The sequence below is a fragment of the Streptomyces sp. NPDC057486 genome (assembly GCF_042802415.1).
GTDB classification, from domain to species: domain Bacteria; phylum Actinomycetota; class Actinomycetes; order Streptomycetales; family Streptomycetaceae; genus Streptomyces; species Streptomyces yanii.
The window spans coordinates 19,453-43,021 of the sequence record NZ_JBHVEE010000081.1 but is presented as its reverse complement, the minus strand read 5'-3'; the positions used below and the strand labels follow the sequence as shown (position 1 = coordinate 43,021).

The 23,569-nt window shown below is 71.2% G+C and carries 18 protein-coding genes; 5 read left to right on the top strand and 13 right to left on the bottom strand.

Annotation, left to right across the window (positions count from 1 at the left end; genetic code table 11):
* Positions 1-133 precede the first annotated feature (133 nt).
* The 4 genes from ACFU6I_RS30890 to ACFU6I_RS30875 all read right to left on the bottom strand — a co-directional run bounded on the left by ACFU6I_RS30890 (position 134) and on the right by ACFU6I_RS30875 (position 5,471).
* On the bottom strand, positions 134-811 hold the full coding sequence (locus ACFU6I_RS30890; protein ID WP_384372594.1) for a CAP domain-containing protein: 678 nt from the start codon (positions 809-811) through the stop codon (positions 134-136).
* Between the two features lie 704 nt (positions 812-1,515).
* Positions 1,516-2,784, bottom strand: coding sequence for an ATP-binding protein (locus ACFU6I_RS30885; RefSeq protein WP_384372598.1), 1,269 nt, complete (start codon positions 2,782-2,784; stop codon positions 1,516-1,518).
* 221 nt (positions 2,785-3,005) lie between these two features.
* The gene (locus ACFU6I_RS30880; RefSeq protein ID WP_384372592.1) at positions 3,006-3,794 is read right to left on the bottom strand and encodes a DUF72 domain-containing protein; all 789 of its coding nucleotides are present in this window, start codon (positions 3,792-3,794) and stop codon (positions 3,006-3,008) included.
* A gap of 252 nt (positions 3,795-4,046) precedes the next feature.
* Complete coding sequence (locus ACFU6I_RS30875; RefSeq protein ID WP_384372590.1) at positions 4,047-5,471, bottom strand: ATP-binding protein; 1,425 nt, start codon at positions 5,469-5,471, stop codon at positions 4,047-4,049.
* A gap of 167 nt (positions 5,472-5,638) precedes the next feature.
* Here ACFU6I_RS30875 and ACFU6I_RS30870 point away from each other — a divergent pair, with 167 nt between their 5' ends.
* Positions 5,639-6,379 (top strand): PP2C family protein-serine/threonine phosphatase, encoded by a 741-nt coding sequence (locus tag ACFU6I_RS30870; RefSeq protein ID WP_384372588.1) that lies wholly within the window; start codon positions 5,639-5,641, stop codon positions 6,377-6,379.
* Positions 6,380-6,533: 154 nt separating this feature from the next.
* Here ACFU6I_RS30870 and ACFU6I_RS30865 read toward each other — a convergent pair whose 3' ends face one another.
* The 5 genes from ACFU6I_RS30865 to ACFU6I_RS30845 all read right to left on the bottom strand — a co-directional run bounded on the left by ACFU6I_RS30865 (position 6,534) and on the right by ACFU6I_RS30845 (position 13,002).
* Positions 6,534-9,485: a trypsin-like peptidase domain-containing protein gene (locus ACFU6I_RS30865; RefSeq protein WP_384372586.1), complete on the bottom strand. Its 2,952-nt coding sequence runs from the start codon at positions 9,483-9,485 to the stop codon at positions 6,534-6,536.
* A 10-nt stretch (positions 9,486-9,495) separates the two neighbouring features.
* Positions 9,496-9,807 (bottom strand): trypco2 family protein, encoded by a 312-nt coding sequence (locus tag ACFU6I_RS30860; protein ID WP_158719168.1) that lies wholly within the window; start codon positions 9,805-9,807, stop codon positions 9,496-9,498.
* Between the two features lie 272 nt (positions 9,808-10,079).
* Positions 10,080-10,907, bottom strand: a complete 828-nt coding sequence (locus tag ACFU6I_RS30855) for a glutaminyl-peptide cyclotransferase (protein ID WP_384372584.1) — start codon at positions 10,905-10,907, stop codon at positions 10,080-10,082.
* Positions 10,908-11,239: 332 nt separating this feature from the next.
* Positions 11,240-12,334, bottom strand: a complete 1,095-nt coding sequence (locus tag ACFU6I_RS30850; RefSeq protein ID WP_384372582.1) for a CU044_5270 family protein — start codon at positions 12,332-12,334, stop codon at positions 11,240-11,242.
* A complete protein-coding gene (locus ACFU6I_RS30845; RefSeq protein ID WP_384372580.1) occupies positions 12,331-13,002 on the bottom strand; it encodes an RNA polymerase sigma factor in 672 nt (223 codons plus the stop codon). Before ACFU6I_RS30845 ends, ACFU6I_RS30850 begins: the two co-directional genes overlap by 4 nt.
* 142 nt (positions 13,003-13,144) lie before the next feature.
* Here ACFU6I_RS30845 and ACFU6I_RS30840 point away from each other — a divergent pair, with 142 nt between their 5' ends.
* Entirely contained in the window at positions 13,145-14,710 is a 1,566-nt protein-coding gene (locus tag ACFU6I_RS30840) for a serine protease (protein WP_384372578.1), read from the top strand.
* Between the two features lie 342 nt (positions 14,711-15,052).
* On the opposite strand, the gene ACFU6I_RS30835 is transcribed toward ACFU6I_RS30840, so the two are convergent.
* From ACFU6I_RS30835 to ACFU6I_RS30825, 3 genes are all read right to left on the bottom strand, one after another.
* The gene (locus tag ACFU6I_RS30835; RefSeq protein WP_384372576.1) at positions 15,053-15,451 is read right to left on the bottom strand and encodes a DUF4440 domain-containing protein; all 399 of its coding nucleotides are present in this window, start codon (positions 15,449-15,451) and stop codon (positions 15,053-15,055) included.
* A gap of 269 nt (positions 15,452-15,720) precedes the next feature.
* Positions 15,721-20,325: an HAD-IC family P-type ATPase gene (locus ACFU6I_RS30830; protein ID WP_384372574.1), complete on the bottom strand. Its 4,605-nt coding sequence runs from the start codon at positions 20,323-20,325 to the stop codon at positions 15,721-15,723.
* Positions 20,326-20,395: 70 nt separating this feature from the next.
* Complete coding sequence (locus ACFU6I_RS30825; RefSeq protein ID WP_384372572.1) at positions 20,396-20,935, bottom strand: hypothetical protein; 540 nt, start codon at positions 20,933-20,935, stop codon at positions 20,396-20,398.
* Positions 20,936-21,288: 353 nt separating this feature from the next.
* Between ACFU6I_RS30825 and ACFU6I_RS30820 the strand changes: the two genes are divergently transcribed.
* The 3 genes from ACFU6I_RS30820 to ACFU6I_RS30810 all read left to right on the top strand — a co-directional run bounded on the left by ACFU6I_RS30820 (position 21,289) and on the right by ACFU6I_RS30810 (position 22,877).
* A complete protein-coding gene (locus tag ACFU6I_RS30820; RefSeq protein WP_384372570.1) occupies positions 21,289-21,615 on the top strand; it encodes a hypothetical protein in 327 nt (108 codons plus the stop codon).
* A 309-nt stretch (positions 21,616-21,924) separates the two neighbouring features.
* The gene (locus ACFU6I_RS30815; RefSeq protein ID WP_384372568.1) at positions 21,925-22,590 is read left to right on the top strand and encodes a class I SAM-dependent methyltransferase; all 666 of its coding nucleotides are present in this window, start codon (positions 21,925-21,927) and stop codon (positions 22,588-22,590) included.
* A complete protein-coding gene (locus ACFU6I_RS30810) occupies positions 22,587-22,877 on the top strand; it encodes a sulfurtransferase TusA family protein (protein ID WP_384372566.1) in 291 nt (96 codons plus the stop codon). The genes ACFU6I_RS30815 and ACFU6I_RS30810 overlap by 4 nt, the downstream gene beginning before the upstream one ends.
* 137 nt (positions 22,878-23,014) lie before the next feature.
* On the opposite strand, the gene ACFU6I_RS30805 is transcribed toward ACFU6I_RS30810, so the two are convergent.
* Positions 23,015-23,446, bottom strand: coding sequence for an SRPBCC family protein (locus tag ACFU6I_RS30805; RefSeq protein WP_384372564.1), 432 nt, complete (start codon positions 23,444-23,446; stop codon positions 23,015-23,017).
* Between the last annotated feature and the right edge of the window lie 123 nt (positions 23,447-23,569).

Genomic DNA, 23,569 nt, shown 5'->3' with positions numbered 1-23,569 from the left:
GGCCCGGCGTGCGGGAGAGTCCGCACGCCGGGCCGAGCCGCTGTTCCCTTGGCCGCTCCGTCTCACCCGCGGGTGGGCACCGCCCCCACGGACGTGAGATCCGGGGCACGGAGTGGCCGGATTTCCCGGTCCGCTATCGGGCCGTTCCGAAATCCTGTGTCCAGTAGTGGCCGGGCTGCGCGAGTCCGATGCCGATTTCCTTGTACGTGCAGTCGAGGATGTTGCGCTTGTGGCCCGGGCTGGTCATCCAGGCGTCCATCACCGACTCGGGTGTGGAGTAGCCGTAGGCGACGTTCTCGCCGTAGGCACTCCACTTGTAACCGGCTCGCGTGATCCGGTCGCCGGGCGACGATCCGTCGGAGCCCGTGTGGGACATGTTCCGGTGGTCGGCCATGTCCTTGCTGTGGTCCTGCGCGGCCTTGGTCAGCTTGGCATTGACGGTGAGGGGAGAGCATCCGACCTTGCCGCGCTCGCTGTTGACGAGCGCCAGTACGCGGGCCGTCTCCGCGGATGCGGGGGTGGCGGCGGTCGGGGCAGGTGCCGCCGGTGTGCTCGCAGACGCCGCAGGGCTCGTGGGCGCACTCGCAGTCGGCTTCTGACCCCGGGGGCCGGGCGTCCAGTGGTGCGCGGAGCTCGGGGTCTTCCAGTGGTGCGCGGAGCTCACGGTCGTCCAGTGGGCGGATGGCCGGCTGCCCGTGTCCTCCGGAGAGCCCAGACAGGCCATGGCCGCAGAGGGGATACCCACGGCTCCCGCTGCGACGACAGCGATGGCTATCGGCCGGTAGTACGTCTTCCTGCGGTGCTTCCTCATGCGTGACCTCGCTCGGTGATCGCGGAGTGCCCCGGTAGGGCAGGCTCGGTGCAGTCCTGGGCTTGAGCTGTGGAGATGCTGTGCGGCCGTCATTCTTGGAACTGCCGCGAGGCGGGGCAACACGCCCAATTACTATCGAGCCTCGTAGTGGCGGCCGGCCCTTGCCACGGTCGCCCGGCCGTGCTTGTCCCGCTCCCGGGGCCGTAAGAAGTCCTGTTGCGTCGTCAGGGTTCCCTGCATGCCGAATGAGCGGGCGAGACCACCCGGTCGTTCGGATTTCGGCCCACCTCGCAAGGGGCATGTGACGCCAAGTCGGACATATCTCATTAAGTCGTCGCGGTGATGACTACTATTCGAAGACCCTATTGCCGCACATCGATGTGGCAGATGTCACCGGCGAATGAATGCGCCTTCTCTTTGCATTTCACCCTGCGCAACTTTGCCGTTCATAAGGGCACACGGAATGGAAAGGTGTCCGAAAGGCAATAAAGAAGATCACCCGGTCGGGCGGGAAAAAAAGGGGATCACCTCGGCTGCGGCGAGGCACACCTCCGCGGGCACCGGGGCGCACCCGTCCCGCGGCAGGGCTCGCCGAGCACGGGGTGTTCTCCTGCGGCACCGGGTTTCGTACGACTCCCACGATCACACGGAAACCCCTGCCCGAGCCGTGGGCGCGCCAGGAGGATCACTGCCGGCGCGGGCCTTCAGGTGCGGCCGTAGCGGATGGTGTGGTCGGCGAACTCCAGGGCCATGTCGGTGGTGACGGTGGGACGTGTGCGTCTGATCGTGTGGAGAAAGTCCTCGGTGGTGGGCTGGGCCCTCTCTCCGGTGTCGAGGGTGCGTTCGAAGACGGCCTGGGCGACCGTGCGGGCGGCCTGCTTGATGTCGGCGGGGGTGAATCCCTCGCTGGCCTCGGCCAGCACGGCCGTGTCGGCTTCGGCTCCGGTCTTGGCGATATAGCTGGTCCACAGGGCCTTACGGGCCTCGTGGTCGGGCGGCCCGACGGGCAGGACGTAATCGAATCGGCCATGGCGCAGGAATGCCGGATCCAGGGCGGCGACCGTATTGGTGGCGCAGATGAGGAGTCTGCCGTCGCGGTCGCGGAACCGCACGATCGATTTGAGGAGCTCATTGACCACGCCGACGGACGTGGGGTCGGCGAGGTTGCGGGTGCCGGCGACTTCCTCCACCTCGTCGATGAAGACCAGCGCGTGGTCGAGTTGTGCGATCTCCTCGAAGCGGCGGCTGAGTCCGTTCGCGAGCCCGCCCTCCAGCGCGAGCCGGGAGGGGAAGAGCTCGACGAACGGCCAGCCGAGCCGACTCGCCACAGCCTTGGCGAAGGTGCTCTTGCCCGTACCCGGGGGTCCGAACAACACGACGGCCTGGGGCGGTTCGACGCCGTGCGCGTCAGCGAGTTCCGGGTTGGCCAGGGGAAGCACCAGTCGACGTTCGACGAGCCGTTTCTCGTCCGCCATACCCGAGAGCTTCTCCCAGAGCCCGGCAGCGGGCACCTTCGCCCCGAGCGAGGACAGGATCGCGGAGTCCTGGGCGGTCACCGACTGCACCTTCTCGAAGTACGTCAGCCCTCGATGCTGTCGGAACCCGGAATGGCCCAGCGCAGCGGCGCCCGTCTCCTCCTCGGGCAGAACCGCGGCGACGATCTTGGCTCCGGCGCTCTGCAGGCGCTGCTCCAGTGCGGAGAGCAGCGCCGTGCCCAGCCCCAGGTTCCGCCAGGCCGGGTGCAGGGCGATACGCAGCACCCAGGCCCGGTCGCCGTCCACCCGCCCCACGGCCGCGCCCACGAGATGTCCGTCGGCCACCGCGACGACACCGGGATTCTGCGCCTGCACCGCGGCGACGACCTCGGACAGGCGGAACACCGCGGGCTGGTCGGTCGTGGCGCTCTCGGCGTCGAGCCGCACCACCGATTCGAGATCGTCCGGCGTGAAGTCCCGCACATGCCACACCGCCATGGCCCAGCCTTCGGACGTCGCTCCTTGAACTTCCATCATCAGCCAGGTCCCGCACGGTCGCCAATCAACGGCATGCGGTCGCACCGGGGCGCCGGGCGAAGGTCCCACCGGTGCGGGCCGCCTCGTCGTGACGGGCGAGGTGCGTGCTGCTTCAAGCCACGCCCCGCGTAAGGGAATTCGCGACCCGCACCCGGAACCACCTGAGCCCGGCGGGAAAACCCTCAGGACGTGGACTGCTCCGGCAGGGCCCCGGGAGGCGTGCGGCTCACCGTCCGGCCCAACGCGGCCGCTGCGCGGGCGAATTTCACGGCGTCCACGACGGCCGCACCACCCAGGTCGTTGTTGAAGTACACATACACATCGTCCTCGTCGGGCCAGGCGTCGACGATGCGACGGGCCCAGGACGTCAACGCCTGGCGACCGTAGCGCGGCGGCGGCTCCGCCATGCCGCCGTGAAACCGTACGTACCCCCATGGCGCGGTACGCCACAGCGGCGTCACCGGACGGGACCCACGATCCGCCCAGCACAGCGCGCTGCCATGCCGCTCCAGCACCGTCCTGAGCTCCCGCTCCGCCTCCCACCACGAGGTGTGCCGCAGTTCGACAGCCACCCGAACCCGGTCGGGAAAGCAGCTCAGGCAGGCGTCCAGAGCCCCGATGTCCTCACGGAAGTTCGAAGGCAACTGGAGCAGTACGGGTCCCAGGCGGTCGCCGAGACCCTCGGCGTGATCCATGAGCCGGAGCACCGGCTCCTGGGGATCGTGCAGTCGCTTCAGATGGGTCAGGTAGCGGCTGGCCTTGACCGCCATGACGAACCCCTCCGGCGTCCTCTCCCGCCAGGAGGCGAAGATCTCCGCCGTGGGAAGCCGGTAGAAGGCGTTGTTGTTCTCCACGGTGGCGAAGTGCCGGGCGTACTCCTCCAGCCACAGCCGCTGCGGGTGCCCGGGGGGATAGAGAACGCCGCGCCAGTCCTTGTACTGCCACCCTGAGGTTCCGACGAGCATGGGCATGGTCCGATGCCTGCCCCCGAGGCCGAGGGGCGTAACGCCTCACCCGGCGAGTGCGCCGTGGTGGAGGCACGGGCGGACAGGGCCGGCGTCAGCGGCGCGGCGTGTCCGGCAGCGCGTCTCCGGTTCTGCGGGGCGATCTCGTCGTGCATTGCTCCGGGCGGTCCGAGGACGCTCCCGGCGGCAGCTGTGCAGCGTCCTGCGTGGCACGCAGGGGCACGGGCGACGCGAGGGGTGCGGGTCGCACGCCGTCCCTCATCGGTGCGTGCGCCACGCGGCGAGCAGCTCTTCGGGGCCGTAGACGGCCTGCAGCCCCGAACAGCTGACTCCGCAGCGCGAGACCGCGACGAGTGGCACAGGAGCGTCGGTCACGGCTGCCCGGTGTCTGTGCAGTGCGGCGAGATCGTGCCCGTCGAACGGCGAGGTCTCCAGCCATTTGATCGAGCCGAGGAACAGCAGCCGTTTGGCGACGGGCTGCCGGTCGGCACCCACCAGGTCGATCTCGACGTCGTTGCTGCGCGTCCAGTAGCCGCCGATGGCCGGTGCGGCGGGCAGCCGGTCATCGGGCAGGGCGCGTGCGAGCGACTCGCGGATCAGCGGCTCGACCGCGCGCCCGCGCCAGGTGGTCCAACGGTCCCTGATCCGGGCGAGCGTGAGGTCCCCGCGCAGGCGCTCGATCTCCGCCATGTGGGGTTCGACGAAGGCCAGCCAGAACCGCATGTAGGGGTCTGCCACCCGATAGCGGCGTTCCTTGGACGGGCGCAGGGAGAGCGGGAGTTCGGCAGCCACCGCACGCTTGTCGATGAGCAGTTCCGCGGCCCGGCTGAGGGTGCTGTGCGCGATGCCTCCGGCGGCCCGCGCGATGTTGCTGAAGGTCCGCTCCCCCGTGCCGATGGCGCGCAGGACTTCCCGGCCCATCGCCTGGGGCGGGAACTCCGCAGCCAGTGAGCGTTCCGCGGAGACCAGGAGGGCGGAGGTCGGGTTCTCCAGCGAGGTGGTCAGGAACTCCCACATGGAGGCCCCCGGGAGCCACTCCCGGCAGAGCAGCGGGAGTCCGCCGGTGATCAGCGTGGCGTCGAAGGCGGTGGCGGCGTCCAGGTCGAGCATCTCGGCGATGTCGGCCGGGGTGAGCGGCCCCAGCACCATGTCGCGCCCGCGCTGATGGAAGGGGCGGTCGTAGCTGCTGAGCGCCTCCATCATCGACAGATCGGAACCGATCAGGAGCAGGAACACCGGCTTGCGGCTGAGCAGGCGGTCCCAGGTTCGCTGCAGCATGCCTTCGAAGGCGTCGACGCGGTCCATCAGGTACGGAACCTCGTCGATGACGACCACGCTCGGAGTGTCCTCGGGCAGGATCTCCGCAAGCAGTCTGAAGGCCGCGTTCCATTGGGTCGGTGCTTCTTCGGAGTACAGGCCGCGCCCCGGCAGGGTGGAGGTCGCCACCGCATCGGCGAGCTCGGCGAGCTCGTCCGCGGCCGACCCGCCGGCCGCGGTGAAGAACAGATACGGCACCCCGGCACGCTGCAGGAACTCTTCGACCAGGCTGGACTTCCCGACCCGTCGCCGACCACGCAGAAGCGTGCATTGTCCAGGCTTCGCGGACCCTGCGGCAGCCCGGACCTCGTCGAGCGTCCGCCCCAGAATGCGCATCTCCCGGTCCCGGCCGATGAAGCGGTGCACGGCGGTCCCTCCTGACCATCCAGTCCAGAAGATAGTATCGCAGAAGATACTATCTCGTCCGCTAGTGAAGTCCGGCGCCGCGAAAGCGCGGCCGGAGCGTCCGCGTACCCACGGCGCCACAATGGAGATGCGGGACGCGCCTGCCGTTGCGGAGAGCGGGGCCTTCGATGCCGTACATAGCCGTCACTGCATTGAGCCACACCGGGCTCATTCGCGATCACAACGAGGACAGCCTCGTGGTCGGACCGTGGACGCTGTGCGGCACCGTGACCGAGAACCCGCAGACGCTGTTGTTTCCTCTCGGCACCCCGCTCGTCGTCGCGGTCGCCGACGGGATCGGCGGGCAGCCCGCCGGCGAAGTGGCCAGTGCACTGGTCGTCCGCCGACTCGCTTCGTTCGGTCCTTCATTGGACAGCGAGGAAGCCGTTCGTGACGCTCTGAACGCCTGCAACGATGCGGTGTACGCAGCCGCCGACGGCAATCCGGAACTGGTCGCCATGGGGACCACGGTCGCGGGCGCCGTCGTGCTGGCGGAGTCGCTGCTTGCCTTCAACGTCGGCGACAGCAGGGTGCTCGACGCGACCGGGGACGGACTCCGCCAGGTGAGCGTGGACGACAGCCCGCCGTTGGCGCCGGGACGCCGCACCACATCACTGGTCACACAGGCGCTCGGCGGTGCCCGCCGGTTCAGCGCCATCACGCCCCACGTGACGACGGCGGCGCTGTCCGCGGGTGACCGCTACCTGGTCTGCACCGACGGGCTGACCGACCCGGTGACGGAGGACGCGCTCGACAGTCTGCTGCGCGTGCACAACGACGGCAGGGCCGCTTTCGAGCTGTGGAAGGCCGCTATCGAGGCGGGAGGCCCCGACAACATCACGCTCGCGATGGTACGCATCGGCGAGTAGTGGCGAGCGGGCTGTTGCGGAGCGGGCGACGGGAGGCGAACGCGTCACCCGCTCCGAGCTCGGGAATCAATGACACCCGCAGCGATCGGGAGCAAGAACCTGAGCACGGCGCTCACGGCACCCGTCACCACCAGGGCATCCGGGTCGCCGAGCGTCACGCTTCGCCGCGCAACCGCCCCGCCTCCTCGATGAGCCAGGCCGGACGGACCATCTCGACATTGCCCCCGACGCCGTCGGCGGCCCGGACCAGCGCGTCGGCGGCCGCCTGCGGATCGGGCACCGCCCGGGCGCGGGCCGCCTCGGCGAGCGCCTCCGCCGCGGCGGCTTCCGTGGCCCCGGCGAGCTGCAGGGAGGCGGCTGCTCGCTCGGCCGTCTCGGCGGCCTGTCCGTACCCGCCGTCCGTCCAGTGGGCCCACGCCATGTTGTAGAGGCAGACACCCTCGGTGCGCGGATTCTCCATCGCCGACGCCGCCTGGAGCGCCGCCTCCAGCGATGCCAGAGCTTCCGTCACCCGCCCCGTCGCGAGCATGGCCACACCCTTGGCGTTCAGCGCGTAGTCCGTGGCTTCCTGGATACCCGCGTCCTGGTAGGCGCGCACGGCCCTGTCGCCCGCTGCGATGGTCTCCTCCCAGCGGCCCATGGTCAGCAGGGCGGTGAAGCGGGCGTTCCATGAACGGGCCTCGGTGAGCAGGTCCCCCGACGTACGGGCGAGTTCGCGCAGCCGGTCGGCACCGGCAAGGGCCGCCGCCCCGTCGCCCAGGGTGCTGTGGGCGAGGCTGAGGCTCAGGATGGCATGCACCTCGGCTTCGGCGTCGTTGTTCTCATGCGCCAGATCGCCGGCCCGGGCCAGCGGGCCGATGGCGGCGTCGAGGCGGCCCAGCTGACGGTAGGCATCGCCCAGGCCGAACATGGCGTTCTGCATTGCATGGCGGTCGTCGAGTCGTTCGGCCAGGTCGGCCGCCTCGGTGAAGAGTTCCGTCGCGTGTGCCAACGGGCCGCCGCCCAACCGGACGTGTCCGAAGCTGATGAGATGGGCGAGACGCGCCCGGTCGTCGGTCAACTGTTCCTCCAGTGTCAGGTGCATCGAGTTCGCCGCAAGCACCGAGCCGTGCCAGACCATCCATTCGCTGATGGTGGCGAGGACCAGTGCGGCCCCGTTCATGTCCCCGGCACGCACCCGGTGGTCGAATTCGCGTCGGTACGGCTGTATGTCGTCCAGACCACGCCAGTCCTCGCGGGGCGGGGCGATACTCGCGTACCAGTCGGCCGCCCGCCGCTCCATGGACTGCCGTCCCAGCGTGCCGTCCCGTGGCATGGCGCCGTGCGCGAGGTCGGCGTCCATCGGGTGCAGGGCCAAGGTGCGGCTGGCCCGGTCCACCGACAGCATGCGCATCCGGAGCAGGTGGGACAGGACCGGCATGACGTCGAGGCCCGGATCGAGACCGCCCACGATCCACTCGATCGCCTCCCGTGGCACGGGCGTGCGCAGCACCGCGAGGACGTTCAACACCGTTCGGGCTTCAGGGCCGAGCCGCTGGTACCGGTCCCCGGCGAGGCCGGCGACCACGTCGCCGCGCAGGGTGAAGTCCTCCAGCACGTCCTGCAGCGTCGGCAGCGTCAGCGTGTCGTCGGCCACGGCGCCCACCAACAGCTCCAGCGCGCGCGGGACCCCGTGGACATGGACCGCCGCCTGCAGCAGCTGATCGTCGGACAGCTGCGCCACGCCGAGGCTGCCGTCGTGGTCCAGTTCGCGCAGCAGCGCGACGGACTCGGTGGGCGGCAACCCGTCGGACAGCTCGACTTCCGCGGCGAAACGGCGTAACTCGGGTGCGAGCCGCAACGGAATCTGCGACGTGACCAGCAGCCGTGGCGTGGACCGTGCCCGGAAGAGGCAGTCGAGAAAGATCGCGAGTTCGTCGTCGTCGAGTCGGCCGTCGTCCTGAAGCCGGTCCTCGAGATTGTCCATCAGGATGATGAAGAGCTGATCTCCCATCGCGGCGAACAACTCACTGATCTTGTCCTGTACAGAGCGGTTCGTGGCCCAGATGTCCAGCAGACGCGTCTCGCGATCGGAGCCGAGCGCGCGGGCGCAGTCGAGGTAGAGGCGTTCCAGGGAGACACCGGACGTGCGGGTGCTCAGATGGACGAGTCCGGACGGAAGCGGCGCCCGGGCGTGGCCCGGCCACTCGCCCTGCTCCAGCATCGCCATGACCTTGGCGGCGACCGCACTCTTGCCCATGCCCCGTCGGCCCGTGACGGTCACCATGCGGATGGCCGGATCCGTGAGGTGACGGCCGATCATCTCGCGTGCCTCGGCACGGTCCTTGAACAACTCGAGCCCATGTGTGACGGGCAGCCCGATGACCTTCGCGCCCGCCTGCGGCGGCGGAGAGTCCGAGGCGGGCGGCTCGGCACCCACGTCGGGCAGCGCCTGTGGGTCGTCGATCACCAACAGCTCGGCCAGCTCACTCCGACGTGGCTCACCGACCCTGCGCAGGGTGTGGTCGATGCGGGCTGCTGCCAGCCGGCCCATCCCTTCCCACCGGTGGTGTTCGGCGACCACCCCGACTATGTGGCTCCCGGCCCATACGGCGGCGCCCGACATCCCCGACCAGGGCGACACCTGGGGGTCGGGGTCGGCAGCCGCCACCGGAACGGTGATCTCCAAGGTGCCGGTCCTCAGGTTGGACAGTGCCGCGACGGTCCCGTCCGCCTGGTGCAGTTCCCGGAACTGCCTCCCATCGGGGCTGCGTCGACGCTTCCACAGCGGGAATCCCGCTGCATGCACATCGATGACGGCATGGCGGTCGGCGCCGATACGCCCGAACCGTGCGGGTGTCACAGGAGTGGCATCCGGCTGGGGCGCAAAGGTCAGCACAGCCACATCGGTTCCGGTGTCCGACCAGGCCACCACCGCGGCTGCGGCCCACTGCCCCGGTCGGTCGGCGTCGAAACGCACCTGCACGTCTGCGGCCTCGGCCACCACATGGAACGCGGTCAGCACTGCCGTGTCGCCGACCCGGTACCCCGACCCGCGCCGTCCGCTGCCGGCGGTGGTGGTGACGATGACCTCCGCGATGCGGTGCGGGTCCAGCCCCTCGCTCACGGCCGCCCCCTCAGTCCTCACCGAGCAGTTCGTCCCCGGAGATCAACGCCATCTGGTCCGGCGTGTCCGTGCGCACCGGCTGCAACGTCAAGGTGAGCTTCTGAGTGACCGTGGCCGACCGCTTCGCCGTCGCGCTCGCGTCGAACACCCAGAACCGCACCTTCACCCCCGGCTCATGGGTCCGCTCCACCCCCACAGTCAGCTCCAGCTCCACCCGCTCCGCCTTGAACCGCAGGTCGGCGTCCTCACCGGCTGACATCGCCCGGCTCAGCTCCTGGCGCAGCTGCGCGATCATGTCCGCCAACTCGACCGCATCATTCACAAGGAGGACCCCCAACCGGCTCTTCTGGCCAACTACCCACTGAACTGGGCAACATCATCACGCATCAGCCCCCCGCCCCGTCCACCCCGGCAGCCGGCCCGGCGTCTCGCGCGCGGGGAAAGCGCAGGCGTCGCAGCCCGCTCAGCCGAAGTGTCCGCGTGGCGACGCCTCGTAAGCCCCCGGACAGGCGCGCACCCGGGCGCGCTCCGGGTCGTACCCGGTGTGGGTTTCACCGCGGCAGTCTTCGTGATGCCGGAATGACGGGCCGCAGTTCACCTGGGAACGAAGGTGACCCGGAACATCTTGGGCCACCACTTGCCGGTGAGCAGGAACTGATCGGTTCCGGGAACGGCAGCAATACCGTTCAGGACGTTTGCGTGCCGTCTCTCGGCTGCGCTGAGCAGGGCCGGAACCTGGATGTCTCCGGTCACCCTGCCGGTGGTGGCGTCGATACGTACGATCCGGTCCTCGGGCCAGACGTTGGCGTACACGATGTCGCCGACGCATTCCAGCTCGTTCAGCTGTCCCACAGGCCGCCCATCGGCGGTGACGGTGATCTCCCCTGTCCTGAGGAGTGTTCCGGGGTCCCGGAAGGCGAGCCGGTCGGTGCCGTTGCTCGTCACCAGCCGCCCGCGCCCGCGCTGGTAGCAGATCCCCCAGCCTTCGTCCGGGTAGGGGACCCGGCGCAACTCGGCCAGCGTCCTTGCGTCCCGTTCGACCGCGATGCCGTTCTGCCAGGTGAGCTGCAACAGCGTCGGCCCCATGACGGTGATTCCTTCACCGAAGAGCGGCGGGGGCAACTCGGCCCGGGCCACCGGGGACTTGCCCGGCGGTCCCATCCGGGCGGAGGACTGTCCGGTCAGGCCCGTGCTCTCGTAGAGCATGCCGCCGGTCATCTCCAGGCCCTGGGTGAAGGACTTCGGGTCGTGGGGCAGGATCTCCGCCACCTTGACGGTCAATTGCTCGACCCCTGCCGCCGCCCGCCCCCGCATGCCGGGGCGGCCGGGGTCCTCGGTTCCGGTGCCCGCCCCACACGAACGGACGAGCATGACACCGGCCAGGGCCGCGACCGCGAAAGGGGCGGCCAGCGCACGACGCATGACCTCACACTGGCACAGGTGTCGGGCGGAGCGGCTTTGCCCCGCCCGGCTCGGAGACGTTTGCTCACAGGGCGTTGTTGTCCCGGGGCCGGCTGCGGAAGGGGGCCGGACCCGCTGGGGGACGAGGTCGCCGAACGGCGCGCACACGGGCCGGTGCCATCCGATTCCACGGTCGTGTCCCGGCCGGGACCGGCTCCCCGTCCCGCACCGCTGCCATCGGCCGCCTCAATCGCCCATTGCGGTCTTCTCGGCTTGCCGAACGGATGGGAGCCGGTAGCTTCCGGACCCGGTGGAACCGCGATCCGGCGCGGCCCGTGTGCACGGCTGACCCTCTATGCGGTCATCGGCGCGGGAGTCTCGCCGGCACGGTCGACTGCGGCCTTGGTGAGGACCGCGGAGGTTCCGACAACGGTCCCTGCCGGGCCGGCGTCGCCGGCTTCGGTGAGGACCGTGCGTTCACCGAGGAATGCGTACGTGGTCCGGTCGAAGACCCACTGCGTCTGCTGCCCGTGCGCCGTACGGGCGACGGCAACGCCCTCGCGTCCCGTGGCGTCGGTGGCCGCATGGATCACCGTGACCCCGGGGATCCGCGCAGCGGCCTTGTAGAGCGCGGCGCTGACCTGCGGGGGTGCCCAGGTCTCGGCCAGCAGTTCGCCGATCGCGGTGAATGCGCGCTGGTCCGGGTCCTGGCCCTGCCCGCGGGTCTCGTCCCGGATCAGTTTCAGCAGGGCGTCGGGGTCGGTGGGCAGCGACGCGACGTACCGGTGGGTCGGGTTGCCGACCGACGGGCCTCTCTCGTCCAAGGTGCTCGGCCGCGGTGTCGCTCCTGGGCCGTCGAGGGTGTGGACCGGTGCGTCGGCGTCGAGCGGGGTGTCGGGCCCGCCCCCCTCGCGCAGCAGGCCGGGGCGGCTGCCGTCGGCGGACGACCACACCTGCCGCGTGTGCACGGGAGCCATGGTCACGGGGCCTCCACCGGCGCTCTGCGCGGCGTAGGCGACCTTGCTCTCGATGTACACGAACTGGTCGGCACGGACCGTCGGTTGCTTCCCTCCGGCGGCGGCGAGTGCGATGCGGTCGAGGAGTTGTGTCACTTCGGGTGCGCGGGGGGCGCCGCCACGCGTCACCGCGGTGGTGCCATGCCCAGGCCTGTCCGCGAGGTTCACGGCCACGACGCCGCAGACCGCAACGGTGCAGGCGACGGCCGGCGCCAGGACCCGGATCAGGCGCCGGCGCGGGCGCGAGGTCCGGGTGGTGCGGACGCCGGGCGGTTCGGCGAGGTCGGCCCTGTGCAGCAGTGCTTCCTTCAGCAGCAGTTCACGGTCGGGATCCAGGCCGGGGACCGGTGGCGGGGGCAGCAGGCCGGTGAGTCCGAGGCGTTCGGTCTCCTCGGACCGCTGATGCGTACGGCGCCGCGGGGAGGTGTTCATCCGTGGTTCTCCTGGGTCAACGGCCGGGCAACGGGGGTGCGGCCCGGTACTGGCTTGGCGGGGCTGGCGGAGTGTTCCCTGCTTTCCGCCGCGGCGGGCCGATCGGCTCCGGCCGGCGTGGCCTGCGAACGCGCGGCGCGGGCTTCGGCGTCGGCGAGCTCGCGCAGTCGGGTACGGGCGCGGGACAGGCGTGACCGGACGGTGCCGACCGGCACACCGAGTGCGTCGGCTGCGGCCGCGTAGTCCAGGCCGGCCCACACCACGAGCGTGAAGACCTCTCGGTCGCGGCGCCGCAGGCGGGCGAGTGCGGTGTGTGCGGCGCGCAGTTGCTCGGCATCCGCGAGGTGCGTGACGAGATCGTCGACGAAGTCCGGAATCGAACCGCGCTCCGGCACGCGGGCGAGCGCGATCTCGCGGCGTCGGCGTGCGCGTGCGTTGCGGCGCATGATGTTGGTGGCGATTCCCAGCAGCCACGGGCGCAGACTGTCCCCGTCGGGGCGCAGCTTCTCCCGGCTGCGCCATGCTTCCAGGAAGGTCGCCGAGACGACGTCTTCGGCCTCCGCCCAGTCGCCCGTCACCCGCAGGGCATAGCGGTACAGCACCTGGGCGTGCTCGTCGTACAGCTCTCCCAAGGCGTCGCGGTCTCCGCGGCGGAAGCGATTCCTCATGAGTGATTCCACACTCTGCTCTGCCACGTCCGTTGCGCCGGTTCCGGTGACGTGCGCCACACGTGCCGCCCTGGGCCGCGCCGCCGCACCCGGCGTGACACAGCTCACGGGAACGACGGCGCCCGGGAGCGCAGTGCAGGTCATGAACAGTTCTTCCGTACCCCGCCGGAGCGTCCTGCGCACTCTGGCTCTCGCCGTGGCCCTGGTCGGCAGCGCGACGCCCGCATGGGACACCACCGCCTTCGCCGCGGAGCCGACGACATACGCCCTGACGATCACTCACCTCGACCGCACCGGTCACAGGACGGGGGACTACGCCACCAACGTCACCGGAATCTCCGGCCCGGGTGCCGACGAGGCCGTCCATCCCTACGACGCCTCCGGCACGACCACCGTGCGCCTGCCCCGGGGCCGGTACCTCCTGGACAGTTCCCTGACCACCGGTAACGAAGCGGACGGGACGGACTGGATCGTCCAACCGCGCCTCGACCTCGACCGTGACACCACCGTCACCGTCGATGCGCGGACCACCGTCCCCGTCGACGTAAGGCCGCCCGACCGCTCCGCAGACTTCCTGCACAGCGCGATGTTCGTCCAGGTCACGCACGACGGCGCCACCCGGGACGCCAACCTGATCAGCTCCAGCCCGAACCTGCGCGTCGCGCATCTGGGCCCCGACAGCGAACCCGGATCGGTGAAGCAGTGGTTCGACGCGTACTGGACGACCGGGACCGTCGGCTACGCGCTCGGCTACACCTTCACCGGCCCCCGCGCCCTGACAGGGCTCACCCGGCACCCCTCCCCGGAGGACCTGGCCACCGTGCAGATCCGCGGCGCGGCCCGGCCGGGGACCGCAGGGACCGTGTCCGTCGACCTGCAACCGAGTGCCGGACCGACCGTCGGCGTCGCCCAGATGCTGGCGACCCCCGGCACCGCGACCTACCTCGTGACGCCTGAGCGCGGCACCTGGGACATCACCTGCACAGCCCCCGGTACGCGCGGCGCGGCACCGAACCGCTACAGCGCCAATGGCGTCGCGGTGCGGGCCGGGGGCACGACCACGCACACCTTCGACAACGCCGTCTTCGGCCCCGACCTCACCGGCCGCCCCGGCGTCGTGCGCGACGGCGACCGCGTCACCGTCGATGTCCCGCTGCTCGCCGACGGCGACGGCCACGTGCCGTCGTCACCGCAGTACGACAAGGCCTCGACCACTCTTCACCGCGACGGCGTGCGCGTCGGGACCCAGGCCGGCGCCCCCGGACGAGCCGCGTTCACCGTGCCGCCGGGGAGCGCGGGGTACCGGCTCACCAGCACGGTGAATCGCAAGGGCGCGCCCGGCACCGCCACGCGTGTGACCGCGTCGTGGACCTTCAGCTCGCTCACCACGACCGGCCCGACCCCGGTGCCGGTGAGCGTCGTGCGGTTCTCGCCCGCGCTCAGCCCGACCGGCACCGCGGCGGCGGACGCGACACTCCGTATCCCCGTCACGGTGCTGGGCGCCGCCGCGGACGGACGTGTGCGCTCGCTTGCCGTCTCGGTATCCGTGGACGGCGGCGCCTCGTGGACCCCGGCCCCGGTCGAGGGCGGCGCCGTCACGATCCACAACCCGCGCGCGGAGACCGGCGTCTCCTTGCGCGCGGAGCTGACCGACACCGGCGGGAACACCCTCACCCAAACCGTCATCGACGCCTACCGGACACGATGACCCCGTAATCCGGGCAGGGGAACGGCGCGTGAGACCTTCGGCTTCCGGCGCCCCGGGCGAGGGGGAGCTCCAGGGCAGCCGGCCGGACCTCTTCGACTGTGGGCAAGAGGTGGGGCATCTCTTCCCTGTGGTGTCTGCCGGCAGGCGGAAAGACCGCAGGTGACGCGTGCAGAAATTCCTTACGCGGAAAGGGAGTTGATCGGTCCGTTCCTGCTGTGCGGAGGGGCGTCCCGTCTTCATGCGGCTGCGGCGGCGGTTCGAAGGAGTGATCCGGCGACCGCGAACCGCATGAAGACGGGACGCCCTCTGCCGGACGTCCCGCCCCGACGGGATGCCGACGAATCAGGTTCGGTCGTGCCAGGCGAATGCCGTGATCCGCCAGCCGTCCGCGGTGCGGACGAACTGGATGGTCTTGGTCCCGACACCCTCGAACGGCTCACCGTCCAGGACCCCGGACTTGCGGTATTCGCCGAACCGCGACGCGATATCGCCCGCGACCTCGGTCCGCTCGGAGGTCTCCCACTCGGAGAACTCGACCAGTCGGCCGTCGGACAGCAGCCGCCGGCGGGGCTCGATGAACTCGTCCACGGTGTAAACCGTGAACTTCGGGGCGGTCGTGACGATCACGCCGCTCGGAAGGACCAGCCGCCGGATCCGGTCCACGTCGGCAGCCTTGCCGCCCCGGTTGTCAAAGGCGCCGAAGAACTCGGCGGTCAGTGCGTCGATCTCGGTCTTGGACATGGACGCGACGCTAACACCGAAGGAGCGAGGGCCCGGCTGTCGAGACCACCCGACCGGGGGCGGACGCAGCCCTCCCGACCTGCGGCGGAGCTGCCCGTGATCCGACGCCCGGACAGCCCCGGGCGGGGCTGAACGCTGTCAGTGCCGCAACGACGGCCGGGCAGCGGTCTCGACCCGTTGCGGCCCCGGAGCGTGGCCGCGCGGGTCGCCAGGTGGCTCCTGACTGCCTCTGCCGACTCCCGCCGCCGCGCTGAATCACCTTCAGGTCGTCAGTGGGCGAGCCGCACCACGGGACGCACCCGCGAGGTGAGGTCGGCCACCAGCCGGTCGGCCTGCGGGAGTACGCGGGGTCCGAGGGCGGCGGCGCCGACGGCCACGGCCACACCGGCCCACGCCAGTGGGCCCAGCGGCGTGCACCCGAAGAAGTGGCTGACGCCGGGCGTCTGGACGAGGGCGATGAGTACGGCAGCGGTGCCGAGGACGGTGGCCAGGACCAGTGGACTGTGGCGGCGTCCGACGACGGTCTGGGTGAGCTGGGCGCCGACCACACCGCACAGGGCCATCGTGCTGGTGCGCCGCGCCGAGCCCGGAGTGAGGCTGCCGATCAGCCATGCGATGGCCGCGCCGATTCCGGTGATCAGGCCACGATGGCGGATCTGGCGGGTCAGTGGCCGGCCGAGGACGGCCAGGCCTACGGGTGCGTCGTCGGCCGCGGTGGGCTCACCGGTGGATTCCGGATCGTGGGGGGTGACCGCGACCGCCATCGCCGGGAACATGTCGGTCAGCAGGTTGACCAGCAGCAGTTGACGCGTCGTCAGGGGCGACGTACCGGACAGCAAGGTGCCCAGTACGGAGAAGCCGACCTCGCCGGCGTTCCCTCCGAGCAGAATGCTGATCGCGTCGGCCACGCTCCGCCACAGGGCACGGCCCTCGCCGATGGCGTCGATGAGAACCGACAGTTCGTCGTTGGTGATCACGAGATCCGCGGCGTTGCGTGCGGCGGCCGATCCGCGCGCCGCGATGCCGACCCCGACATCGGCGGCGCGGATGGCGGCGGCGTCGTTGGCGCCGTCCCCGACCATGCCCACGACGCGCCCCGCCTCCCGGAGCGCCTCGACCACCTGAAGCTTCTGCTCGGGTGCGACGCGAGCCACCACGCCGCAGTCCCGGAGCAGGCGCGCCCGGCCCGCCCGGTCGAGTGCGGCCAGCTCGTCACCGGTGACGACCGTGACATCCGACGGCCAGCCCAGAGCGACCGCCACGGAACGGGCGGTCTGAGGGTGGTCGCCGGTGAGCATGACGGGTCGTACGCCGACCTCGCCGAGACCGGACACGAGCGGAGCCGAACTGGCGCGAGGGGTGTCGGCCAGTGCCACGAACCCGATGAGTTCCAGCAGTTCAAGGGGCTTGTCCAGAGCCTCCGCCGCCTCTTCCGCCGAGAGGCGGCGCTGGGCGACGGCCAGCAGCCGCAGACCCTGGGCGGCAAGGGCATGCGCCGTGTCGACGGCTGTCGGATCCGCATCGGGGCAGCAGGGCAGCACGACTTCGGGCGCCCCCTTGACGACCAGCGTGTCCTCGCCGTCGTCGTCGCTTCCGACGGCGGCCGCGTAGCCCCGGCTCGCCTCGAAGGGCTGGGCCCGCACGGTGGTCCACCCGGTCTCGCGCGGGGCGGCTGCCAGGACGGCCTCGTCGGTGGCGTGGGCGTGGACACCCGGCTGCTCGGCGACGCGCGGGCAGGCTCGGGCGGCGATGCGAAGGACCGGTTCCGCTTCGGGGCCCGACGCCGGTTGCTCGGCGCCGGTGGCAGTGACCACGTGGACGACCCGCAACCGGTTCTCGGTGAGGGTCCCGGTCTTGTCGAAGCACATGGTGTCCACGCGGCCCAGAGCCTCCAGGCTGCGCGGCGTGCGGACCAGGACACCCAGCCTGCTGAGCCGCCGCGCCGCGGACATCTGCGCCACCGTCGCCACCAGGGGCATGCCTTCGGGGACGGCGGCCACCGCGACTGCCAGCCCGCCCTGGAGCGCGGTGCGCACCGGGCGGCCGCGCAGCAGGGACAGACCGGCCACCGCGGCGCCGCCGGCGAGGGTGAGGGGCAGGACCCGGCGGGTCAGCCGGTGCAGTCGTGCCTGGACCCCTGCCGAGGTGGGGACCCGGGCGGCGAGGGACGCCGCGCGGCCGGCTTCGGTCTGGTCGCCGGTGCCCACCACCACGGCGCGGGCGTGGCCGGCCACCACCGTGGTGCCCTCGAACACCATGCAACTGCGGTCGGCGACGGGCGCCTGCGGTACGGCGTCCACCTGTTTGCGGGTGGGCAGTGACTCGCCGGTCAACGAGGACTCGTCGACCTCGAAGCCGCTGACTTCCAGCAGGCGCGCGTCGGCCGGCACGACGTCATTGGTGCGCAGCTCGATCACCTCGCCGGGCGCCAGTCGTTCGGCCTCGACGAGGGACGCCTCATCTGCTGACAGGTCGGGGAGGCGCCGGGCTGTCCGCCGTTGCCCGGTGACGAGCTCGGACAGTGCCTGCTCCGCGCGCAGCCTCTGCACTCCGCCGACCAAGGCGTTCCCCGCGACGGCGCCGATGACGAGGAACGCGTCCACAGGGGACCCCAGCAGCGCCGACGCGGTGGCACCGACCAGCAGGATCGGGGTGAAGGGGTCGTCGAGTTCGGCCCACACGGCGCCTGCCAGGCGTGCGCCGACCCGTGTCGGCGCGAAGGCCGGGTGAGCGGCTGCGGCGCCCACGACGTGGCCGGCCCGGGTCCGCACCACCGCCCATGCGGTGGGCGCGGCCCGCGGCGCCCTCGCCAGCCGGGCCATGACCTCCTCCGGATGCAGAGCGTGCCAGGGCACCCGCGGACCGGGGTGCGGGACCGTACGGGCGGCGACACCCAGCGCGGTGAACCAGCCCGACACCAGGGACGCGGCGGTGGCGATGTTGACAGGGCTGATCCGCAGTTCGAGGGGGAAGGGGACCCGTTGTGTCCGGGCTCCGCGGGTGAGTACCAGGAGCTCGGAGAGCGTGGCGCCCGCCTCGGCGAGGAACTTGGACCGTCGGGCGGCCGCCCGTGCAGCGGGCACCGCGGACAGCAACCGCCACGTGCCCTCCAGCCCGCGCAGCGGCAGAATGTCCGCGCCCCAGACGACAGCGCTGCGCTCGTCGGCGACGGCGACGGCGATGTCACTGCGGAGCAGCCCCTTGAGTACGTCGCGGGCGGCCGCTGTCGACGCCCGTTCCGCTGCGGCTCGGTCGTCCGGCACGCGCGCCACCGTCAGGACCGTCCGCCCGTCGCTCTGCAGGCCGGCCACCACCTCGGCCAACGGGATCCCGATAGGGACGAGTTGGTCGGCCAGTGTCCCGAACTCGCCGAGCGAGTGGTCGTCCGGCACAACAACGTGCAGGCCGGCCCGGCGCGCCGCGTCCAACGCGGCCTCGGCCATCGGGTCGACCTCCCAGCCGACCAGGACGGTACCGACGTCTTCGCCGCGCACCGACGCGATCATCAGTCCCGTGTCCGACCGTGCCGTGTGCGACGTCAACTCGTCGGGCACCGGTCGCAGGCCGAGTCCCGCCTCCCCGGACGGCACTGCCCCGCCCCCGAGCGCACTCAGGGCCGAGGTGGACTCCCGCCACAGCCGACGGTGATCCCAGCCGGCCGTGCTGGGGTGGACCTCGAGCACCGCGCGGCGAGTGCCGCGCAGCGCCTCAGGATGCAGGACCACGGTGTCCACAAGCTCCAGCCGGCGCAGCCGATCCGGGCTGCGGACCAGCACGTCCTCGCGCGCCAGGGCACTGCCGAGCGCCGCGGTGAAGGCCGCCGGGCCGTAGCGCGCAGCCTTGGGCGAACCGGCCAGTACGGTCTCGGCCGCCTCATCGAGGTTGCGGGTGAACAGGAGCGTGGCCAGGGCACCGCCCAGCATCCCGTTGATCGCGGCGTCGGCGTACTGCTCGCCGGGGCACGAACGCAGCGGCGGACGTACGACGTCGTCTCCGGCCACGGTCAGCCTGCCCGGAGCGCACAGCGTGTCGTGCAGGGCGTCGAACGTCGCGAGCTGGGCAACGGATTCCACCAACTGCGCGGTCCGCAAAGCCGCGTCGAGCAGCAGCGGACTCGACGACTGCCCGACCCCACAGACAGCCGCATGGGCCGCGGCAAGCACCAGATCGGCCATGTCCGCGCCCAGCGCGCGGCTCAGCACCGTCCGTACCCGGGAGTCCTCACGCATCACGACGACCGTGGCCACGACGACCTCCGGCACCGGCTTCAGAAAGACCGTCCGTGCCACGAGGGAGGTGGCGATGCCCGCCACGTCGCACGCAACGGCGACAGCATTGGCGCGCACACCCCCGGCTGCACCCGGGTGGGCGTGTTCCAGCGTCTGGTCACCGACGTGCACCAGCCCGTGTTCGGCGGCAAGTTCGGACACCCAGTCCATCACATGCTCGCCGATGGCATCCTCGGTGGTCTCCACGACCAGCCGACCCAGGCCGCCGTCCCAGTAAGCGATCAGCACTTCGGGGTGCTCGGCCAGCTCGACGGCCACTTTCTCGGCGGCGGCCTCGAGCCGCTCCGCGGTGGGTTCCTGCGCGTCCGGATGTTGTCGCAGTGCGAGGTGCATGCGGGAGCCGGCGTGCCAGTAACCGACGTGAGGGGTCACGGCGTTGCGGGCGACCCTGCCGACCCGCAGTGCGGTCGCCGACACCGCCGCCGCGCCGCTCACAGCGCCCCGCGCACCGGCGCTCACCAGCTCGGCCACCATCCGGGCCGTGTCGGTGGTCGGCGGGGCGATCCGGCGCGTGGCCTCGACGGGGGCAGCCAAGGCGTTCCGGAGGACCACGGCGGGCAGCCCTGTCAGCAAGCGGAGCAGCATGTTTCACCTTCGTGGGCTTGCCGCACGGGCCGGCGGCGGAACGGTCGTCGGAGCGGATGGAAGGTCGGCGTCAAGGCTTCTTCCGCCCACCTGCCTTGGTGCTCGCGGCGGCGCCCTTGGACGCGCGGGCCTTCGCCGTGCCCGAGGTGCTCGTCGACTTGGGCGCGCGGGTTTTCGCCGTCCCCGACGTGGCCTTGCCCGGACGGGTCTTCGCCTTCCCGGTGGCGGTCGACGCCTTGGCCGACCCGGCGGCGTGCTTCGCCTGCAATGCTTCGGCCCGGGCCTCGCCGGCTGTCCGGGCCGCCGCGACGTCCTTGGGACGCGGCTGCGTGAGCCACACCACGGCGGCGCCTGCCGCGACCACTGGCCACTCGACCACACCGGCCACGCCGAGCAGCCCGGCACCGGTGTAAGCCGCGACCCGCCGTGTCTGGGGCGAGACGATTCCGACGGAGTCCAGGACACCGTCGACGAACCCCTTGACCCGCTCGGCGCCAGGGACCTTCTCCATGGCCGTCGTCATCGTCTGCATGGGGTGCGCCAACGTCTCCTGGACGGGATGCTGCACCTTCGTGTCCCCTGAGCCATGCGCATGGGAACTGTCAGTCATGGTCGCTCTCCCTCCGTAGCGAAGGTGAGGCATACACGTCGATGCCGTGGCACTTCTCACCTTTCCGGCAACCTTGACCAGACCGGGCTGCTTCGGCAACTCTGGAGATGTCCGAATGCGCCGTTCGGCGTAGTCGGCGGTGCAGTCCGCTGCGCTGTGAATTCCCGGCCGAGACAAGTCCGAGAGGACCGGCGTCCCGGTCCCGGCAGAGGCCGCTGCGGATCGCTGACCGACACCCCGCGCGAGACCCGGGCCGTGAGAAGGCGACGGCATGAGTGCCCGGCTCGGTCCCGAGCCGTCATCCCGAACGCCCACCGCAGTCACCGGGCCCAACCTCCTGTGGAGGCCGCTTCATGCGCATCGAACTCACCTGGTCGCGCCCCGACGCCGACGACCGGACCCTGACCCTTGCGCTTCCCGACCTGCCCGCCCTGCGGCACGCGAGCCGACTGTGGACTCCTGCCGTCCTGCGGCGCGCCGTCGCATACGCAGAGCCCGTAGTCGCAGCCACAGCCATCGCCGCCGGTGCCGGCCCGCTCACCCGGGCCGCACTGCCGTACGCCCTCCGATTCGCCCGGCAGGCACTCGACATCGGCACATCCGCCGCCGTAGCGAGCCGGACGGCGCGGGCACTGCCGCACGGATCGTCCTCGTCGGCTCCTCGACCGCCTGCGCCCTGAGCGACGTACCGACGTACCGGAGAACGGCCATGGGGGCCAGGTCGAGCTCCTCGGCGCGAGGGCCTCACCCACGCCCCCGACGACCGCCCGCTGCGGCGGATCGGCATGGATCCAGCGCCCCTCCCGGCAAGCTTTGCCCCACGGCCTCAAGGGCCGGGGTGACCCCCTTCCGCGTTGGCCAGAAGCCCTGGTGGTTCCGGCTCCAAGCACTTTCGGCCGCCGTGCGATGGCACGCACCGGACGCCGCTCCGCACGGCACGGCCCTTAGGCTGGCCCACACGGGACCGGGCGGTGGAGAAGGGCGTCAGCATGTCGGAGCACGAGCCGGAGCTCGCCGGAGCTCAGCGGGAGCACTGGCAGCGGACATACGGCGAGCACCCCGGCATGTACGGCGAGGAGCCGTCCGAGCCGGCCGTCCACGCCGCGCGGGTGTTCCGGGCAGCCGGGGCACGCCAGGTTCTGGAGCTGGGGGCCGGGCACGGCCGCGACGCCGTCTTCTTCGCCCGTGAGGGCTTCACCGTCCAGGCGACCGACTTCAGCCCGGTCGGCCTGGAGCAGTTGCACGAGGCGGCCGACGCCCAGGGCGTGGCCGAGCGGATCGCCACCGTGGTGCACGACGTACGCGAGCCGCTGCCGCTGGCGGACGGATCGGTGGACGCGGTGTTCGCGCACATGCTGCTGTGCATGGCCCTGTCCACGAAGGAGATCCAGGCCCTGGTCGGCGAGGTGCGCCGGGTGCTGCGGTCGGGCGGCGTCTTCGTCTACACCGTCCGCCATACCGGGGACGCCCACTACGGGGCCGGTACCGGGCACGGCGATGACATCTGGGAGCACGGCGGATTCGCGGTGCACTTCTTCCCCCGCGATCTGGTCGATGCCCTCGCCGACGGCTGGCAGTCGCAGGAGGTCCACCCCTTCGAGGAGGGCGACCTGCCCCGCCGGCTGTGGCGTGTCACCCAGACCCTGCCCCGATGAGCGCCTCCCCGGCACCGGCCGCCGACATCACCGTCGACGGCACCGGTCTGCTGTGCGTCACTCTCCTGCTCCGCCTGCGGTCCCGCATCGCGGACGCCGAGCCGGGCACGGTCGTCCACGTCATCGCCACCGACCCGGCCGCCCCGCTCGACCTGCCGGCCTGGTGCCACATGGTCGGGCACGACTACCTCGGCCCCCTGCACGGCGCCGACCGCGCGACCTACGCGCTCAGGCTCGCCGCGGACGCGCGCCCCACCCGGCCCGGCGCCCCGTGGCACACGCCCTAGTGCTGCGACCGGCGCGGTGAGCACCACACCCCTGCTGTTCGCCGCGCTGAGCGCACGGATACAACGAGGGCCGCGGGCCGCGCTGTCGTCGTGCTCCCTCGCGAAGCGTGAGGCCAATCCCTATCGGTGGGGGCGCCTCACCGTTCCCGTTCCACCAACTCCTTGAAGTGCTCGAGGTCGTCCCGTACAAGCCGTTCGATCGCGGTTGCCTGGGCGAATCCCTTCGGCCCGCCGAACGCCTCCTTGAGGGTGCTCGGGTCGTACTCGATCCGGGCCTGGACTCGGGTGTGCTCACGGTCGATGGGCAGCAGTGAGAAGGTTCCCGACAGGTCGGGACCGCTCGTGGTCTGCCACTCCATCAGGTGTTCCTTGCCGCGGTCGGTGATCTCGGCTTCGAACTCCTGGGCTCGGCCGCCCGCGTCGACGTCCAGGCGCGCCCGGTGCCCGTCCTGCGAACGAGCCTCGCGTACTCCTTCGACGAATCTCGGATAGGTCTCCACCTGGTGGAGGCTTTCCCAGGCCACAGCGATCGGAACGGCAACGTCGATCTGTTCTTCGAGAGTGCTCATGGGCCACCTCAAAACTCGGTTCACCGTTTACGGGGCCACGACTCCATTGTCGCCCCCGGGGGATCGATGGGGGCCGGTGTCGGTGTCCGCGGGGCCGACGGGGCGGTGCTGTCCGTCCTCGCT

What these genes read in the sequence shown, in the direction of transcription:
- ACFU6I_RS30890 (WP_384372594.1), bottom strand. Translation starts at nt 811, where the DNA reads ATGAGGAAGCACCGCAGGAAGACGTACTACCGGCCGATAGCCATCGCT.
- ACFU6I_RS30885 (WP_384372598.1), bottom strand. Translation starts at nt 2,784, where the DNA reads ATGGCGGTGTGGCATGTGCGGGACTTCACGCCGGACGATCTCGAATCG.
- ACFU6I_RS30880 (WP_384372592.1), bottom strand. Translation starts at nt 3,794, where the DNA reads ATGCCCATGCTCGTCGGAACCTCAGGGTGGCAGTACAAGGACTGGCGC.
- ACFU6I_RS30870 (WP_384372588.1), top strand. Translation starts at nt 5,639, where the DNA reads ATGCCGTACATAGCCGTCACTGCATTGAGCCACACCGGGCTCATTCGC.
- ACFU6I_RS30855 (WP_384372584.1), bottom strand. Translation starts at nt 10,907, where the DNA reads ATGCGTCGTGCGCTGGCCGCCCCTTTCGCGGTCGCGGCCCTGGCCGGT.
- ACFU6I_RS30850 (WP_384372582.1), bottom strand. Translation starts at nt 12,334, where the DNA reads ATGAACACCTCCCCGCGGCGCCGTACGCATCAGCGGTCCGAGGAGACC.
- ACFU6I_RS30845 (WP_384372580.1), bottom strand. Translation starts at nt 13,002, where the DNA reads ATGAGGAATCGCTTCCGCCGCGGAGACCGCGACGCCTTGGGAGAGCTG.
- ACFU6I_RS30840 (WP_384372578.1), top strand. Translation starts at nt 13,145, where the DNA reads ATGAACAGTTCTTCCGTACCCCGCCGGAGCGTCCTGCGCACTCTGGCT.
- ACFU6I_RS30835 (WP_384372576.1), bottom strand. Translation starts at nt 15,451, where the DNA reads ATGTCCAAGACCGAGATCGACGCACTGACCGCCGAGTTCTTCGGCGCC.
- ACFU6I_RS30830 (WP_384372574.1), bottom strand. Translation starts at nt 20,325, where the DNA reads ATGCTGCTCCGCTTGCTGACAGGGCTGCCCGCCGTGGTCCTCCGGAAC.
- ACFU6I_RS30825 (WP_384372572.1), bottom strand. Translation starts at nt 20,935, where the DNA reads ATGACTGACAGTTCCCATGCGCATGGCTCAGGGGACACGAAGGTGCAG.
- ACFU6I_RS30820 (WP_384372570.1), top strand. Translation starts at nt 21,289, where the DNA reads ATGCGCATCGAACTCACCTGGTCGCGCCCCGACGCCGACGACCGGACC.
- ACFU6I_RS30815 (WP_384372568.1), top strand. Translation starts at nt 21,925, where the DNA reads ATGTCGGAGCACGAGCCGGAGCTCGCCGGAGCTCAGCGGGAGCACTGG.
- ACFU6I_RS30810 (WP_384372566.1), top strand. Translation starts at nt 22,587, where the DNA reads ATGAGCGCCTCCCCGGCACCGGCCGCCGACATCACCGTCGACGGCACC.
- ACFU6I_RS30805 (WP_384372564.1), bottom strand. Translation starts at nt 23,446, where the DNA reads ATGAGCACTCTCGAAGAACAGATCGACGTTGCCGTTCCGATCGCTGTG.